The organism is Methylobacter sp. (assembly GCF_036845245.1).
In the GTDB taxonomy this organism is placed as follows: domain Bacteria; phylum Pseudomonadota; class Gammaproteobacteria; order Methylococcales; family Methylomonadaceae; genus Methylobacter_A.
The window spans coordinates 37582-55594 of the sequence record NZ_DAIUEH010000021.1; the positions used below are offsets into that span (position 1 = coordinate 37582).

10 protein-coding genes are annotated in these 18013 nt (G+C 48.0%); 2 read left to right on the plus strand and 8 right to left on the minus strand.

Annotation, left to right across the window (positions count from 1 at the left end; all coding sequences use genetic code 11):
• Positions 1–130 precede the first annotated feature (130 nt).
• Positions 131–328 carry a hemin uptake protein HemP gene (hemP, locus tag V7051_RS10835; protein ID WP_333874977.1) on the minus strand — a complete coding sequence of 66 codons (198 nt, stop codon included), beginning with the start codon at positions 326–328 and terminating at the stop codon, positions 131–133.
• A 439-nt stretch (positions 329–767) separates the two neighbouring features.
• Here hemP and V7051_RS10840 point away from each other — a divergent pair, with 439 nt between their 5' ends.
• Together V7051_RS10840 and V7051_RS10845 are read left to right on the plus strand one after the other, a co-directional pair.
• Positions 768–3143, plus strand: coding sequence for a phosphoketolase family protein (locus V7051_RS10840; protein WP_333874978.1), 2376 nt, complete (start codon positions 768–770; stop codon positions 3141–3143).
• The gene (locus V7051_RS10845; protein ID WP_333874979.1) at positions 3131–4198 is read left to right on the plus strand and encodes an acetate/propionate family kinase; all 1068 of its coding nucleotides are present in this window, start codon (positions 3131–3133) and stop codon (positions 4196–4198) included. The genes V7051_RS10840 and V7051_RS10845 overlap by 13 nt, the downstream gene beginning before the upstream one ends.
• A gap of 81 nt (positions 4199–4279) precedes the next feature.
• Here the strand turns inward: V7051_RS10845 and V7051_RS10850 are convergent, their stop codons facing one another.
• The 7 genes from V7051_RS10850 to V7051_RS10880 form a co-directional block, all read right to left on the minus strand.
• Complete coding sequence (locus V7051_RS10850; RefSeq protein WP_333874980.1) at positions 4280–5728, minus strand: sensor domain-containing diguanylate cyclase; 1449 nt, start codon at positions 5726–5728, stop codon at positions 4280–4282.
• Positions 5729–5896: 168 nt separating this feature from the next.
• On the minus strand, positions 5897–8404 hold the full coding sequence (locus tag V7051_RS10855; RefSeq protein ID WP_333874981.1) for a glycogen/starch/alpha-glucan phosphorylase: 2508 nt from the start codon (positions 8402–8404) through the stop codon (positions 5897–5899).
• A gap of 316 nt (positions 8405–8720) precedes the next feature.
• Positions 8721–9821, minus strand: coding sequence for a putative bifunctional diguanylate cyclase/phosphodiesterase (locus V7051_RS10860; protein WP_333874982.1), 1101 nt, complete (start codon positions 9819–9821; stop codon positions 8721–8723).
• 59 nt (positions 9822–9880) lie between these two features.
• Positions 9881–12298 (minus strand): methyl-accepting chemotaxis protein, encoded by a 2418-nt coding sequence (locus V7051_RS10865; RefSeq protein WP_333874983.1) that lies wholly within the window; start codon positions 12296–12298, stop codon positions 9881–9883.
• A gap of 82 nt (positions 12299–12380) precedes the next feature.
• Positions 12381–14192, minus strand: a complete 1812-nt coding sequence (locus tag V7051_RS10870) for a GGDEF domain-containing protein (protein ID WP_333874984.1) — start codon at positions 14190–14192, stop codon at positions 12381–12383.
• Between the two features lie 489 nt (positions 14193–14681).
• Positions 14682–17564: a methyl-accepting chemotaxis protein gene (locus V7051_RS10875; protein ID WP_333874985.1), complete on the minus strand. Its 2883-nt coding sequence runs from the start codon at positions 17562–17564 to the stop codon at positions 14682–14684.
• 186 nt (positions 17565–17750) lie between these two features.
• On the minus strand, positions 17751–18002 hold the full coding sequence (locus tag V7051_RS10880) for an EAL domain-containing protein (RefSeq protein ID WP_333875012.1): 252 nt from the start codon (positions 18000–18002) through the stop codon (positions 17751–17753).
• Positions 18003–18013: the final 11 nt, after the last annotated feature.

Genomic DNA, 18013 nt, shown 5'->3' on the forward strand with positions numbered 1-18013 from the left:
GCTCTTACTTATATTTTTTGCACTTTATTGTCGGCATGTTCATCCTCCTGATTATGATCAGGAGAGGTCGGTAGGTAGGAGGAAAATAACCTGCCGACAATAAAGTGTAATAATTATGTTAAGAGAGTAATTATTTAGTCAGGATTAATTTGCCCTGACGTGTTAAACGTAACCGGTATTCTTCACCGGCATGTTCAATGACAACCTCGCGTCCCGTACTGAATAGCTCTGTGCTATGTAAGCGCTGCCGTAAAGCCGGCGTTGCATCCTGCTTTGTAGACAGTGTTAAGTCTAAAGGTTCAATAGTGTTGGGAAGTTGTCTGTTCATGGGTTTAAATAATAATGATTATCATTTGGCGAGTCAACACTTGTTGTTCTTTTTTGAAAAATTACTCAACAACTGGAACACAAACATATATTTGGATAGCGTATGTTCAAGGTAGACATTGATGCTAATCAATGTTGGAAAGCCCGTTCGGTAATATTCAAAGGATTTCTTTTCAGGAAAGGCAAGGTGCTTTGAAATTATAAAGCTGTCATTTATTATGGATAATTTGAGCTTAATGGGGCGGATAACAGGGTAGGGCAAAGAAATGATTTTTTCAAAAACCGGAAAAAAGAAAAACCACATTGTTTGTCGAATTTAGAATATGATCTTGAGGATTAAGAGCACCCTGGCTATGAGTCTGTCATACATGCGTCATAATGAGAATGTCTAATATTGAAAGTCAATTGTTCCTATGAAACCAAACCTGGATAGATAAACCATGACCACCCCATCGACCAAGCTACTACCCGAACAAGAAATCAATAAGATTAACGCCTATTGGCGTGCCTGCAATTATCTTGCGGCGGGCATGATTTATCTGCGCGACAATCCGTTATTGCGCGAACCGCTCAAAATAGAGCATGTTAAGAGTCGTTTGCTGGGACATTGGGGATCAAGTCCGGGATTATCTTTCACCTATATCCACCTCAATCGGCTGATCAACAAGTATGATCTGAATGCTATTTTTATGGCCGGTCCGGGACATGGTGCGCCGGGTATACTCGGCCCGGTTTATCTGGAAGGCGCTTACAGCGAAATTTATCCGAACAAGAGCGAAGATGAACACGGTATGCGCCAGTTCTTCAAAGAATTCTCCTTTCCGGGCGGCATCGGCAGTCACTGTACACCGGAAACGCCGGGCTCGATTCATGAAGGCGGCGAACTCGGTTACAGCGTTTCGCATGCGTTCGGCGCGGCTTACGACAATCCGGATTTGATCGTTGCTGTGATGGTCGGCGATGGCGAATCCGAAACCGCGCCGCTGGCGACTTCCTGGCATTCCAACAAATTCCTGAATCCGATTCGAGACGGCGCGGTATTGCCGATCCTGCACCTAAACGGTTACAAAATCAACAACCCGACCATCCTGTCGCGTATCTCGCATCAGGAACTGGAAAACCTGTTCAAGGGCTACGGCTGGACGCCTTATTTTGTCGAAGGCAACGACCCGGAAAGCATGCATCAAGCCATGGCTGCCACGATGGAACAGTGCGTGCTGGAAATCCGCAGCATTCAACAGGAAGCGCGCAGCAGCGGCAAGCCTATTCGTCCTTATTGGCCGATGATCGTGTTACGCAGCCCCAAAGGCTGGACCGGGCCGAAAGAAGTCGACGGTAAAAAAGTAGAAGGTTTCTGGCGCGCTCACCAAGTACCTCTAGGTAACGTGCGCGATACTCCGGAACACTTTAAGCAGTTGGAGGACTGGCTGCGTAGCTATAAGCCGGAAGAACTGTTTGATCAAGACGGCCGCTTGTTACCTGAACTCAAAGTGCTTGCACCCAAAGGCGCGAAACGCATGAGCGTCAACCCGCATGCCAATGGCGGCTTGTTGCGCAAAGCTTTGCATATGCCGGATTGCCGCGAATATGCGGCAAGCGTGATCAAACCGGGAACCACCAGCGCAGAGAACACCCGTCCTCTGGGCAAATTCCTGCGCGACATTATGCACCTGAACATGAACAATTTCCGCGTGTTCGGACCGGACGAAAACAGCTCGAACAAGCTGGACGACGTATACGAGGCCAGCAAAAAAACCTGGCTGGCCGATTATTTGCCGGAAGATGCCGACGGCGGCGAATTGTCGCCGGACGGACGGGTCATGGAAATGCTGTCCGAACACACGCTGGAAGGTTGGCTGGAAGGTTATTTACTGACCGGCCGCCATGGTTTTTTCTCGACCTACGAAGCTTTCGTGCATGTGATCGATTCGATGTTCAACCAGCACGCCAAATGGCTGGCCATGTCCAAGGAAGTCGCGTGGCGCGCGCCTGTTTCGTCGCTGAATCTGTTGATTACCTCCACCGTATGGCGTCAGGATCATAACGGTTTTACCCATCAGGATCCGGGCTTTCTCGATCTAGTGGTCAACAAAAGCCCGGAGGTGACGCGCATCTATCTGCCGCCCGACGTGAATTGCCTGTTGACGGTTGCCGATCATTGCCTGAAGAGCACCAACTACATCAACGTTATCGTCTGCGACAAACAGAAGCATTTGCAATTTCTGGACATGGATGCAGCGGTCAAACATTGCACCAAGGGTATCGGCATCTGGGATTGGGCAAGTAACGATCAAGGCGTAGAGCCGGATCTGGTGATAGCCAGTGCGGGCGATATTCCTACCAAGGAAGCGCTGGCAGCCGTCGTGTTGCTGCGCGAGAATTTCCCCGAACTGAAGATTCGCTTCATCAACGTGGTTGATCTTTATAAGTTGACGCCTGAAACAGAGCATCCGCACGGTTTATCGGACAAGGATTTCGACAGCCTGTTCACGCTGGATAAACCTATCCTGTTCAACTTCCACGGTTATCCCTGGTTGATCCATCGCTTGGCTTATCGCCGCAATAACCACAAGAACCTGCATGTGCGCGGTTACAAGGAAAAAGGCAGTATCAATACGCCGTTGGAACTCGCGATCCAGAACGAGATCGACCGTTTCAGCCTGGTGATTGATGCGATTAATCGTATTCCTGCTTTGCGTGTGGCGGGCGCTCATGTGAAGGAAAGCATGAAAGACAAACAGATCGAATGCCGCAACTATGCTTACGAACACGGCACCGATTTGCCCGAAGTTGATAACTGGGTATGGCCGTATTGAAGCGCTCGGTTCTAACGATCAACAGCGGCTCGTCTTCGATCAAGGCGAGCCTGTTTTCTGCTGACGGTACGCGGCGCAATTTTCGTTATGAGCATGTTTGCGACCAAAAGGAAGCGTTCGACCTGCTGTTGCACGATCTGGCGGGTGAGGTGCCTGAGCGGGTGGGGCATCGCTTTGTCCATGGCGGCGATATCAACGATCCGGCCAGGCAGGTCGATGCGACCGAACGTTCCCGCTTGGAAGGGCTGATCGATCTTGCCCCGTTACATTTGCCGGGTAATTTGCTTGGGCTGGATTTATGCCTGCAACGGTTCGATGCGCCGCAAATCGTCTGCTTCGATACGGCTTTTCATGCCACGATGCCGGATTTGTCCAAGCGTCTGCCGATTCCGAATGAGCTTGGTTTACGCCGCTTCGGTTTTCATGGACTTAATTATGCCTATATTGCCGAAATGCTTGCAGGGATTTTGGGCGATGTGGCTTATAAAAAAATTGTCGTCGCGCACTTGGGCAGCGGCGCGAGTCTTTGCCTGATGGAAAACCTGAAATCGGTGGATACCACGATGGGCTATACCCCGGCGGGCGGCATTCCGATGGGAACCCGAAGCGGCGATCTCGATCCCGGCGTAATGCTGGAGCTGGCGAAGCGGTACGATCCGGAAAAATTGAGCGATGTCGTGTTTCACAAGATGGGTTTGATGGCTTTGTCCTCAGGTGAAAGTTCGGAAATGAATGATCTTCTTTCCAGTCACAGTGAAAACGCAAAATTCGCTGTCGAATATTTCTGCCGACAGGTCAGGGCGGCCATCGGCGGTTTTGCAGCCAAAGCGGGTGGCATTGACGCGCTTGTTTTTACCGGCGGCATCGGCGAGCACTCTGCCGAAGTGCGTGAAAAAATCTGCGCTCCGTTGAGTTTTCTCGGATTTGCGTTGGATCAGCCCGCCAACGACGCAGGGAGCAATGAAATCGGCTTGGCCGGTTACAAACCGGTGCTGATTATTCCGGCAGATGAGGAAGTCATGATCCGCAACCTTTGCTTGGGCTTATGCCCGTAAATAGGCCGTCAATTTGAACTGCATTCCGGAAATAAAAAACGATATTCGGGCATTCCCAATCACAAGTGAATGGCTGACAGTTTATTGACTTGCGGTGGTCAGATTGAGTGATGAATTGCCTGACGGCAAATTCGCTGTATGAAGGACACTTTCGACTCTATTACGTCCAAGCCGTTTCGCTTCGTAGAGGCAAAGATCGGCTTGGCGCAACAAGTTCTCCCCGTTGGCAAGTTCAGTCGAATATTCGGCCACGCCAATGCTCATGGTGACAGCAATGGCTTGCCCATCAAAGAATATCGGGGTCTCTGCCAGAACAGCGCACAGTCGTTCGGCAATAGGGACAGCGTCCGCAGCTTCGGTATGCGGTAACAGCACGGCAAATTCTTCGCCACCCATGCGGCCAAGCACATCCAACGCACGCAACTGTTCAAGGCTGCGCATCACTGTTTCCTGCAAGACCCCATCGCCCGCCGCATGCCCATAAGTGTCGTTGATTTGTTTGAAATGATCGAGATCAAGCATCAGCACACTGAAAGGGATCGCATAGCGGCGATGCTGCTCTAATGTCATGTCCAGACTTTCCATGAAGCTACGCCGGTTGGCGATGTCGGTGAGCGGATCGGTGTTGGCTAGTCGAGCAAGCTGAATATTGGCATCATGCAGGCGCACCATGAGATCTTCCACGCTATAAACTCCAGAAAATGATCGACTGCTGAGAAAAGCTTGCATGACACCGTAGCTCAACATCAGAAAACCGCCGGCAAAGATAACGTGGGCCAGCCACCATTGATGATTCCAGGGTCGGGCGAGCAGAAAAGAGATCGAGGATTGTGCGAAAACCACCAGTGAAATCATAAATAATGTCATCAGGGGGCCGTGAACCCGCCGCATCAACATGAATAAAAGGTTGGTTAGAAAAACTGCTACAGCTCCCCATTCCAGCCAGCGGCGAAGTTTACCGATAAACTCGTTGTTGATCGTCATACCCATTTCGATCGGGCAAAGATGGCCGGAATGTGATAACACCAAAGCAATAAGAAGATCCAGGACAAGAAACAGGATGACGGCTGTCCACCAGGGTTTCAGTTGCGTTGTTACTTGGGACGGATCTGCCGGACGGCCGTAATTGAGTAGTCCTATCAAAAGGCAGAGGGCAAAAACCAGGCGGGAAACCGGGCCATAAATCAAAAACAGGCTCAAATTGCAATTCGATAATTCGGTGAATAGACCATGGCAGGCGTAAATGATAGAGAAACCCAGAAAACCAAACGCCAACCAACGCAAAAATATTTCTCCGGATGTGCGGTAACACAGCCATGTTACCCAGGTAACAAAGCTGCTGATCAAGGTTGACATGCCGATAGCCAGATGGTGCAGGCCAAAGTTTATGTAATGCGTATTTACAGGTGGAAATGTATACAGGTAGGCGATCGCAATACCGGGCGTGAAGGCGAACAGGAATTGAAGCACACAAACATAGCTCCTGATTAATCTCATCAGGACTGGCGTGTTGTTGAAATCGTCCGCCATGGGCATCTCGAAAGGAATCTGATTAAGCCCATACGCGCCAAAATTAAGGCATGAATGGCAGAGAAAGGCGGCAGTGTAGATGGGATTGAACCTTTTTACAACCGGATACCGAAAGCCGGGCAATAAAAACTGTTTGCCCGGCTTTCGATACTTTTTAATTTGACACGATTATTTGCGCTTTACCGGTTGAGGTTCCAATTTCCATATGTCCCGATTGTATTCTCCAATCGTCCTGTCGGTGGAGAATTTACCGCTGTTCGCACAATTTAAAATGCTCATTTTGGTCCAATGATCTTGATCCTTATAGGCATCTTCAACGCGTTTTTGGGCATCGATAAAACTCCTGAAATCGGCAATCGTCATCCAGGGGTCGTGCGGGCTTTTTATCGAATCGATCAGGTCATCGAAGATGCCCGGTTCGAATTGATTGAAATAGCCGGATTCCAGAAGATGCATGACCTGCTGCAAGTCTTCGTCCTGTTCGATCAGGTCGAGCGGATTATAATGAGCGCGCCGGGCTTCAACTTGCTCTTCGGTCAAACCAAATAAAAAGAAGTTTTCATCGCCGACCTCTTCGCGTATTTCAATGTTGGCGCCATCCAAGGTGCCGATGGTAATGGCGCCGTTCATCATCAGCTTCATATTGCCGGTTCCTGACGCTTCCTTGCCTGCGGTGGATATTTGTGCGGATAAATCGGCGCCGGGGCATATTTTTTCCATCGCGGAAACGCGATAGTCCGGCAAAAACAGCAAGGTTAATTGAGTGCCTACGTCGGGGTCTGAGTTAATGACTTGTGCAACATTATTGATCAGTTTGATGGTTCTTTTCGCCATGCGATAACCGGGAGCCGCTTTGCCGCCGATTAATACGCATCGTGGCACCCGGTCTGTATCGCCTTTTTTAATACGGTTATAAAGATGAATAACGTGCAATACATTGAGCAGCTGGCGCTTGTATTCATGAATGCGCTTAACCTGCACATCGAATAGGGCATCGACACTCAGATGCAGTTCGGTATTGTGTTTGACTTTTTTATAGTCGATCAAACGTTGTTTGGCAGCTTGTTTAATAGCGCGCCAGCGTTTCCGAAATTGAGCGTTTTCAGCGTAGGGTTCCAGCTTTTTCAGTTGCGATAAATCGATAATCCAACGATCGCCTATGGTTTCCGTTATCAGGCTTGCCAGTTCGGGATTACAGGCGGCTAACCAGCGCCTTGGCGTCACGCCATTGGTTTTATTGTTGAATTTATGCGGCCATAAGTCATAAAAGTCCTTGAACAAGTCTTGCTTCAGCAACTGAGAATGCAGCTGGGCGACGCCGTTTACCGAAAAACTGCCGACTATCGCAAGGTGGGCCATTCTGACCTGTTGCGGACAGCCTTCTTCAATGATCGACATTCTGTTTAAACGTTCATTATCGGCGGGCCAGTGCATGGAAACTTCGGCCATGAAACGGGCATTAATTTCAAAAATAATCTCCATCAGGCGAGGCAATAACCGTTGCATCAGGGTAACCGGCCATTTCTCCAGCGCTTCGGGCAACAACGTGTGATTGGTATAAGCCATGGTATTTTTGGTGATAGCCCATGCTTCATCCCAGCCTAAACCATGATTATCCATCAACAAGCGCATCAATTCGGCAATCGCAATACTCGGATGGGTGTCGTTTAACTGAAAGCAGCTTTTTTCAATAAAATGATCGAAATTATCGCCGTGCAACCCGGTCCAGTGGGCGATAACATCCTGCAGACTGGCCGAGGCCAGGAAATATTGTTGCCGTAATCTCAGCTCTTTGCCATTTTCATTGGCATCATTGGGATACAACACCATGGTGATATTTTCAGCGGTGTTTTTTGCCGCAACGGCTTCCGCATAATCGCCGGCATTAAATTCATCCAGGTTAAACTCTTCGGTAGCGATGGCCTTCCACAGTCGTAATGAATTCACCGTGCCATTTTGATAACCGGGTATCGGCGAATCGAAAGGCACTGCCAGCACGTTGCTGGTGGAGATCCAGCAATGCCGTTGGTTGCCGTTTTCATCGGTCTGTATTTCGGTATGGCCGCCGAATTTAATGGAATGCGAATATTCCAGGCGCTCAATTTCCCAAACGTTGCCGTGACGTAACCAATGATCGGGCTTTTCGACCTGTTCGCCGTTGACGATAGTTTGGGTAAACATGCCGTATTCATAGCGTAAGCCATAACCGATCACCGGCAGTTGCAAGGTTGCGCAGCTGTCGATAAAACAAGCTGCGAGACGGCCCAGGCCGCCATTGCCCAAGCCAGCATCCTGTTCGCTGCTGATCAACTCTTCGATGGAAATACCAAGATCGTACATGGCCTGGGCAACGGTATCGGTTACGCCCAGATTAAGCATCGCATTGCTTAACGTCCGTCCCATCAGGAACTCCATGGACAGATAATAACCGCGCCTACAGTCATTGCTTTTATAGGTTTGGTGGGTGGTTTTCCAGCGCTCCATCAAGCGGTCGCGAATCGCCTGCGATAAAGCTTCCCCTGCATAATACGGCGAGCGGCAGTTTTCATCCCTGCCCAGCAAATGGACGTAATATTGTTTGAAATCATTAATAAAATCGACTTTTTTCCTGCCTTGTTCGGGGAGTTGTGTGATTGACGGCTTGGGGTTGCTAACAACAAATTTATTGGTGGGCATGATCTGATCCTGAAAGAAATTTTTCTCGTTCGTGTGCTCTCGAGACTGTGAAAGTATTTTTGAAAATATGACGCATACTATTGTAGTGGCTTCTAAGTCATTGTTTTATTGATTGTGGGAGGGGCTTTAGCCCCGACTTTCGGGGCTAAAGCCCCTCCCACATGAATACTTTCACAGTCTCTCTCGCAAGATACGCTGTGCATACCGTTATAAATTGCTATATAAATCAATACAAAATGATACGCATGGCTAATCCTGCGGTGATTTTTCAAAAACCGGGAGCCTGACTGCTCAGAGTAGGGTATTCCGGCGCCGCTTAATTAGTATGGTCTGCCTTATTCAGGTCACGGTCAACCAGCTTTTCGAATTCATTTAACGGCATAGGTTTGCCAAACAGATGGCCTTGATAAGCCGAGCAACCGAGATGTTTTAGACAGGCAAATTGCGATTCGGATTCTACGCCCCCTGCTATCACGTTAATCCCCAATTTGGCAGTCATGCTTATGATGGTCTTTACGATCATTGCATCGCAACTGTCGATCGCGATGTCGCGCATAAGAAATTGATCGATCTTTAACTGGTCGATGGGTAATTTTTTTAGATGGCTTAATGAAGAATAACCCGTACCGAAGTTATCCATTGAAAACCGGATACCCAGCAGTTTTAGCGACTTAATTTTTTTGATGGTGTTGGAGATGTCGTGCAACATCAGGCTTTCGGTCAACTCCAATCTAAGCCGTGTTGCGTCGATTCCGGTTTCCTCCAGTATCCGGCGCATTTGCTCAACGAATTTGAGCTGGTTAAATTGACGGGCGCTGATGTTGACGGAAAGCAGTAGATCCTGTTTAAGCGGGTCGCTCCGCCATAGTTTGAGCTGCTCGCAGGCGGCTTGCAGCACCCAGGCATCTATCAGCAGGATCAGGTCCGATTGTTCCGCTATGGGGATGAACTGATCAGGAATAAGCAATCCATATTGCGGATGCTCCCAACGCAGTAAAGCTTCTACAGCGAGCATTTGGCGATTGCTGTCTACCTGCGCTTGATAGTAAAGCATGAACTGGCGTTTTTCTAACGCAAGGCGTAGCTCCGGTTTCAGCGACTTCCGGCTATGTTCAGAATCGGTTAGTATGTTTTTGTGTGTTAAAGGCGGTGTTGTATCTGTTTTGCCATACCAATCAAGATCGAGCTGTTTAAAAAGACTTTGGGTCAGCTGATGAGTGATCAATTTGCGTCCTTCTTTATTCTTGAACAGGAGCGCATCCGGAATCGTATTGATCAGTTGGGTTAATTGCTCATTAAAAATATGTTGCTTGCCCTCGTTCTTGTGCAATGATCCCATTGCATTGATTTGTTTTTTTATCAAGGCATATTGATCCTGCCTTGCACTTGATATTTTTTTCTTCAATTTCTTTTTCATAACTTTTTCGCGAGGACCAGGGTTGTAATTTGTAGCCTGTACAGAAGAAGTGTTCATTATTAAAATTCCTCCCAATCGTCATTGGCAACAACTAACAGTTGAAGCTTGGCTTTGGCTGCCGCCGCTGCATTTTCAAAGTTGTGTAGGCTATTATTTTTGGTAGTTCTTATGGTATTCCAAATAGTCTGTTCTTTATGTTCCCTATGATGCGATGGATAAAGTTCCGGTAGTGCCGTAGCGGCAGCGTAAAAACCATTGCAACTGACCGGGCTGTCATCCAGTCTAAAATCGCTCACAGTGATGGACAGATTCTGCGCCTGTTCTTCCAGCGATTCAGCTGCGGAGGCGGCTTGCTCCACCAAGGCGGCGTTCTGTTGAGTCACATAATCCATTTGGCTGATAGCCAGGTTGATTTGTTCGATACCGGAGCTTTGTTCAACCGAGGCCGCGGTTATTTCCGACATCATGCCGGTAACGCCACGGATGGCGTTGAGAATTTCTTCCATGGTAAAACCGGCGTTGGCGGCCAGTTCACTGCCGTCATCGATCTTTTTTACGGTGTCTTCAATCAATGTCTTGATTTCTCCGGCAGATGCGGCGGCGCGTTGCGCAAGGCTACGTACTTCACCGGCTACGACGGCAAAGCCTTGTCCTTGGGTGCCTGCACGCGCGGCTTCTATGGCGGCGTTGATAGCGAGAATATTGGTCTGGAAAGCGATGTCGTCTATTACCGAGATGATTTGCTCGATCTTCAGTGAAGCTTCCTTTATATCATTCATCGTGGCGACAACTTGGCCGACCACCACACCGCCTTGACCGGCTATGTCGGCAGCGCCAATGGCAAGCAGGTTGGTTTGTTTGGCGTTTTCGGTATTATGCTGCACGCTGGATGTGAGTTCTTCCATGCTGGCGGCGGTTTGTTGCAAACTGGAGGCTTGCTGTTCGGTACGATGCGACAGGTCATTGTTGCCGGAAGCAATTTCTTTTGCCCCGGCGTTGACGCAGTCGGTGGCGTCCTTGATTTGATGAATGATGCTTTTAAGTGTTTCCACCGTAGTGTTGGCGTTGTGCTTAAGCTGCCCGAAAGTGCCTTCATAGTCATGGCTGATGGCTTCCGTCAGGTCGCGACGGGACAGGGCGCCCAGTACGCGCGCCACATCATTCAGGCCGGTTTCGCCGGCATCTAGAAGCCGGTTGAGGCCAGCTCCCAACTCATGCAAGAAGCCTTCCTTGCCTTGTAAATCGAAACGCTTGCTAAAGTCGCCCCTGGTCGCGGCAAGCACAAAGTCGGACAGTTCTTTTTCCACGGCGATTTCAGCGGTGCGATCCTGCCATTCGGCGACAGTGCCCAGCCGTTGGCCTTGTTCATTAACGATTGGATTGGCCGTCATCACCATGGCGCGGTCGCCTAACAGCACACCGGTTTTATAGGCGCCGGTTAAAGATGAGAGCAGCCTGGCCTGGTGCGTCGGTTTTTTGTGCAAAGCATCAATGTTAGTGCCGATCAAATCGGTAATAGAAAACCCCGGTAATTGCCGGCGAATGTCCGCTTCGATTCTACTAAGAATATTGGTTACCGAACTGTTGACGTAAATAATGTTACGGTCGTTATCGGTAATCATCACGCCGGTGCAGATACTATCGAGAGCAAGTTTGAGGCGCATGATTTCTTCAGCGGCTTTATGCTCTGCGGTTCTGCGGACCAGCAGTTTCTGCTGCATGTTTTTTATCGCATGTAGCAGGCTGTCTTTGTCGTCCGCATCCAGGTGGATAGACCGGGACAAATCACCTGCGGCAATTTCTTTAGTGATCCCTTTGGCATACAAGGGATCAATGCCGATTTGTTTGCTGAGATGGCGGGTTAAAAACAAAGCGATGCCCAGCGCCAAGGTGATGATTACCAGAGACATGACCCAGAGGATTGAAGAGGCCTGAGTTGTAACTTCGGTACTTTGGGTGACACGATACTTGGCGGCGTTTATCTCAGTATTCCTGAGTTTGATTATTTGCGATGTCAAATTGTACGATTGGTGATCAAACTCTTGCATGGCCGCATTTCCGGCATTCACGCCTTCATTGACGTAAGACGCGGCCATGCGCTTGCCATCTTCATAAAACAGGCCGAAGTTTGCCTCAAGTATGTCTAATTCCTTTGTTTTTTCGGCATTGCCGATAAAATTCCGGCGGAACTGCGACAATCCCTGTTTAAAGTCCTGGGCGGATTTTTCCGCATCCTGATAGCCTTGTGGAGAATGACTGGCCGATACATTGGTTAAAAATTGTTGTACCAGCACAATATCGCGCGCCATTTGTCCCATCAGCAGGGCATTGGGCAGCAGGTTATCGTTTATTTCATTCAGGTCGCGCTCTGTATTGGATAAATTAATCAGGCTTGATGCGGAAATGATCGTCATCAAGCTGATGATAGCAAGGAAACCGAGCAATATACGGGCTTTGAAGTTGATATATTTAAGCATTTTGATAACCTTTCGAGTGTGCGTTTTATGTAAAGTGACGCTTTTTTACCCATATAGGGCGCTAGAGACGATGTATCAGGGACTATTTCACCGCATGCAGTTTGGTTGCTGAACTATATGGAACGGGTTGAGGATTTCCCGGTTTTTTTACAGTCTTTCGTTGATTAATAAATAAACTGTTGCCGGGAATTTTTTTTGCCATTTTTTTTGCTTCAGACGCTAAATCGGCTATATCGACATGAGAGTGGCACCGACTGGTCGATACGGGGTCTACCAGGCCGATGGACAGACTGACCAGCGGAAAAAAGCATTTTTCTCCGACTCTGTTTTCAGTATGAATGCCGCCGGCTTCTACATCCTCGTCACGGTAATATACCGGTACGATGTCTTTAAAAGTTTCCAATATGTTTTGGCAACGCCTTAACCAGTCGTCGCAGGTGAATATCACTATAAAATCATCGCCGCCTATATGGCCTACCACACCGCTCTCTGCCGGAATACAGTGAGTCAGCGTATTAGCAACCGCTTTTATGATGTCGTCGCCGGCATCGTAACTGTAAACATCATTAAAGGGTTTGAAGTTATCAAGATCGAAATAGCCGAAGCTAAAGGGTATTTTGTTGGCCAGTAATTGATTAATCTGGTTATTGATCGGCACACTGCCGGGCAATAGCGTAAGAGGATTGGCATGCTTGGCGTTATCAATTTGCTGGCGGGTAAATTCGGCGAGTAAATCCAGCAACGTGCCTATGCCCATATATTCGCCGTTATCGGTAATGATAAAAGCCGAATCATTGGTCATTAACGATGTCAGCTGTTTACTGACCAAATCGATAGGCATGTTTTTATCGATACATAACGGGGTGTTATCAACAAACGTTTTTATGGAATTTTTCCCGTGCAGGTCAATGCCGTATCGACTGGAGAACAATTTGGTAAGAAATTTGTCACGAAAAATAATGCCCGATGCGATATTGTCATCAACCAATGGCAATATGGTCAGCTCACTATTGTGATGAAACAGATACATCACATCGCTAATCTTGGTTTTTGCCGAAATAGGGGTAATGTCCCTGATGATATGAACGGCTGTGGTGGCGTTATTAAATGGCGCTGTTTTGTAGCTTTTAGCGTAGTTGACAGTAAATAGCGAACTGTCGATCTTTTCTATCGGGATAGCGGTCGGCCTGGCAAAGTAAAAACCTTGGGCATGGGGAATGCCGAGTTTTTCGATAGCTTTAAATTCTTCTTCTGTTTCGATGCCTTCCGCAATGACATTGCAATTAAGAGAAGTCGCCATGCCTTGAATTGAGCGGACAAAATTAAGTTTGACCTGATCGTTATGCAGAGCGTGAATAAAATGCTTGTCTATTTTTACGTATTCGGGCAGTAGTTCCGCCCACAGTCTTAATCCTGAATAACCGGCGCCCAAATCGTCAAGCGCGATTTCAAAGCCCATGCTTCGATAGTGTTTGGCCGATGCGCGCATGATTTCGTAGTTATCGGCCGGTTTGTGTTCTGTTAACTCAATGACCACCGCCCGAGGGTTAACACCGTATTGATCGAGCAGCCTGAGTGTTTCGCCTTTTTTAAACTCCGGTTGCAACAGCACTAGAGGACTGGCATTGATAAACAGCTTTTCTCTAATATCCAACTCGGCATAGCGTTGTATCGTTATCTCCCGGCAAAGAAACTCCAGCCTAGTGCTTAAATTATAGCGCTCGGCAGTGGTGAATAAATTAAACGGGCTATGCAATGGGCTATCGGAGGGTCCACGGATTAGCGCTTCGTAGCCCATGATTTTCTTTTGAGTCAAACAAACAATAGGTTGGAAATGCGGCGTTAATAACTTGTCATCGAGGATGGCGGTTATTTCTTTGCGTAGATCTGGCATCTGATAGAACTCTATGCATGTTGGAGTTAACAGCAGCATAGAGGGCTTTTATTACATTAATATTTCTTTATGATGACATGGGCATTTCCGCATCTGAGCTGACAGCGAGGAAAATTACTTATATGTTTGATCTATATATAAAATATTCTTATATTGCGGGTTTGGAATTGACAATATGCCTCAGCAGGATATGCCATCTTCGGACCATAAAGCAGATGCTGTTTTTTAAACAGGGATGTGTGGCAGCAAGCTTCCTACGGCGTCAAACAGTGACATGAAAATATTCATTGGCATTTATGCTGTATCGTAAACAAGAGTTGATGAATTTATCAGTCCGGCTATCGGGGTTGAGTTTGTTGGTTTTTAAGGATTAGCCTTTATCCCGGATAGTTTAAGTTTTTCACGCAACAAATATTGAATGTTAAAACTTTCGCTTAATTCATTTATTTTCTGGTTTATCTCATCTTCAAGTTGCTCGATATTGGACAACTAAAACTCTTCCCACTCATCACTAATAGATTGCAGGACCGGTTTAGGTTTGACTGCCGTCTGCGATGGCTTGTGCAATATGGCACTTCCTTCGTCCATCGAGGTTGCTGGTTTGGTTCTAGGCAGTGCCGTTTCTTTTTGTGGCGGCGCTGAACGAAAGGAACCGGCAGGTCTGATTTGAGATGCATGGTTAGAGTAATCGTCCACTTTAAAGTGCGCTACCGTGATCGACAGGTTTTGCGTTTGTTCCTCCAGGGATTCCGCAGCAGCGGCGGCTTGTTCTACCAGTGCGGCATTTTGCTGGGTGACATCATCCATTTGACCGATGGCCTGGTTGACTTGCTCGATACCGGCTGTTTGTTCCGATGAGGCGGCATTGATTTCAGACATCATCACGGTAACGCCGCGTATCGAATTGACGATCTCTTCCATGGTTCGCCCGGCTTGTGTGACCAACTTACTGCCGCTGGCAACTTTAACGACCGAATCATCAATCAGCTGTTTAATTTCCCCGGCAGCCGTGGCGGCGCGTTGCGCAAGGTTACGCACTTCTACGGCCACTACAGCGAAGCCTCGGCCTTGATCACCGGCGCGCGCGGCTTCGACGGCGGCGTTGAGGGCAAGGATGTTGGTTTGGAAAGCAATGTCGTCGATGACCGAAATAATGTCGCCGATCTTGCGTGAAGAATCGTTAATGTCATCCATGGTGCGAACCACTTGGCCAACCACTTCGACGCCTTTACTGGCGATATCGGATGCGGCAGCGGCAAGCTGATTTGCCTGTTTGGCGTTTTGACTATTGGCTTGTACAGTAGAGGTCAGTTCTTCCATGCTGGCCGCAGTTTGTTCCAGACTGGCGGCTTGCTCCTCGGTACGATGCGACAAATCGTTGTTACCGGAGGCAATTTCTTTGGATGCGGTGTTAATGCTGTCGGTGGCATATTTGATTTGGCTAATGATGTCTTTGAGTTTTTCTACCGTGGTATTGGAGCTGTCCTTGAGTTGCCCTAAAGTACCCTGATAGTCGGCAGTGATGGTTTCGGTCAGGTCGCCGCGGGATAAGGCGTCAAGTACTCGCAACACTTCATTGAGGCTTGTTTCGCTGGCGAGCAGAAGCTGGTTGAAGCCTTCACCCAACTCACGCAAGAAACCTTCCTTGCCGGTTAAATCAACACGTTTGCTAAAGTCGCCCATAGTAACGGCAACCACAAAGTCTGCTACCTCTTTTTCCACCGTTACCTCGGCGGTTCGGTCCATCCATTCCGCCACCGTGCCCAGCCGTTGTCCTTGTTCGTTGACCATTGGGTTGGCAGTCACCACCATGGTACGGTCGCCGAGCAATATACTGGCTTTATAGGTGTCGGTTAAAGTGGCGAGTAATTGCTTCTGATGCGAAGGATTCTTGTGAAAACCGTCAATATTTGTACCCTGCAAATCGGCAATAGAGAAATTCGGCACGATCTGACGAATATCCGCTTCGGTTTTACCAAGAATATTGAGCACCGCTTTGTTGGCATAAATGACGTTGCGGGTATTATCCGCAATCATCACGCCGGTACAGATGCTGTCCAATGCAATCTTAATACGGAGATTCTCATCGGAGATACGTTTGATCTCGGCAACATCGAAACCGAGCCTGGTCTGCATCGATTTAAGAGATTCCATCACTTTGCCGATTTCGTCCTGACGTTCGATTTCAATAGCGTTGCTGTAATTACCCTGAGAGATTTGGCCAAAGTGTTCGATGGTGCTGTTAAGCGGACGCACAATGGAGCGAATCATGGTTCTACCCAACCCAAGAATCAGCGCGATACCCACCGAGATCAAGCCGATGGAAATATTGCGGATGTTGTTATAGCGCGAGTTGGCTACCTCGAACCCCTGCTTGGCGACATCAAGCTGCAACTGCAAAAGATTCTGAATATCCTCGCCTACCGGTTGGTAGAGAGGGCGTATTTTTTCTTCAATAATCTTGTTAGCTTGTGCGAATTCACTGGCGCGCAGGGCTTCGATAGCCGGTTTCAGGCCTTCCGCCACAAAATGCTTTCTATCCACTGCGAATTTTTCCGCCAAAACTTTCTCTGTCGGCGTCAAATAGGTCGCTATATAAGCTGACCAGATCCTGGTGATTTCCTGGATGTTTTGCTCCACTTCAGCCGTATTTTTCTTGACCTCTTCGACTGACGAGGTGGATAGGCTGGCGGTAATGCGTAGCCGGTTGGTTAACAGCAATTTTTGGATAGTGGCAATCTGGTTCATCGGAATGGTTCTATCTTCATACACCGATCGCAGGCCGTCATTAGCTTTACTCATGCCGAACAAGCCCATTCCGCCAACGATCAATAACAGAATCGACATGATGGCGATAACTGTAGTTAAACGGGCGTTGATGGTGAGATTTTTAAACACATTAATTCCTCTAAACAAAGTTGATTTGACGACTTTTCCGTCCTGTATTTTCAAATTGACGGCTTTGCCCTCACGAAATTGCCGGTAGGCATTATCTGCCGCTTTGATTTGTGCCGGAATAGGTTTGCTACGGACAGACATATAGCCGACCAGCTGGTTGTTTTCGTATACAGGGGTGGCATTGGCTAACACCCAGTAATAATCGCCGTTTTTACAGCGATTTTTGACTAGCCCGGTCCAGGGGCGGCCTGCTTTTAACGATTTCCACAAGTCCTCGAAGGCTTCGGTCGGCATGTCCGGATGGCGCACAACATTGTGCGAGACACCGATCAACTCTTCCCTGGTAAAGCCGCTGATTCTGATGAAGTCTTCGTTGATGTAGGTAATAGCCCCTTTTAGGTCTGTCTTTGAAACAATGCAATCACTCTCCATAAGAGTGAATTCCACGTTGGTTACCGGCATATTAATTTTCATGGGTTATCTTCTAAGTTTTTGTCGAGGGTTAATTTATAGTTATATTCGCCGGCTTCCCTCGCGCCGGTGTTTGAAGTTGAAACTGATTGAACTTTTACCTTTGTAGATAGAGCTAACCCTGCCTCCTGGCGGAACGGGTTTTATCACTGTTTGGTCCTATACTTCCGCTTGGATGAAGCGTCTTTATTAATGCAGATTCTTCGGAGGATAATCTGTGTAATAGCTGAGTAAACTCTTTAGCAGGAACCGGGTAGCCCACAAATAGCCCTGCACATCGTTACAGTCATGCATGTTCAGAAATTTTAATTGCTCGACTATTTCGACACCTTCTGCAATGACCTCTAATCCCAAACTATGCGCCATCGCAGTAAGGACCGCATTATTTGGGGCGCTTGCCAGGTCGGAGATAAATGAATGATCAATTTTCAACCTGTCTATCGGGAATTATT

Bases quoted from the DNA above. Each gene is read 5' to 3' on its own strand.
- hemP (WP_333874977.1), bottom strand. From the start codon at position 328: ATGAACAGACAACTTCCCAACACTATTGAACCTTTAGACTTAACACTG.
- V7051_RS10840 (WP_333874978.1), top strand. From the start codon at position 768: ATGACCACCCCATCGACCAAGCTACTACCCGAACAAGAAATCAATAAG.
- V7051_RS10845 (WP_333874979.1), top strand. From the start codon at position 3,131: ATGGCCGTATTGAAGCGCTCGGTTCTAACGATCAACAGCGGCTCGTCT.
- V7051_RS10850 (WP_333874980.1), bottom strand. From the start codon at position 5,728: ATGGCGGACGATTTCAACAACACGCCAGTCCTGATGAGATTAATCAGG.
- V7051_RS10855 (WP_333874981.1), bottom strand. From the start codon at position 8,404: ATGCCCACCAATAAATTTGTTGTTAGCAACCCCAAGCCGTCAATCACA.
- V7051_RS10860 (WP_333874982.1), bottom strand. From the start codon at position 9,821: ATGAAAAAGAAATTGAAGAAAAAAATATCAAGTGCAAGGCAGGATCAA.
- V7051_RS10865 (WP_333874983.1), bottom strand. From the start codon at position 12,298: ATGCTTAAATATATCAACTTCAAAGCCCGTATATTGCTCGGTTTCCTT.
- V7051_RS10870 (WP_333874984.1), bottom strand. From the start codon at position 14,192: ATGCCAGATCTACGCAAAGAAATAACCGCCATCCTCGATGACAAGTTA.
- V7051_RS10875 (WP_333874985.1), bottom strand. From the start codon at position 17,564: ATGAAAATTAATATGCCGGTAACCAACGTGGAATTCACTCTTATGGAG.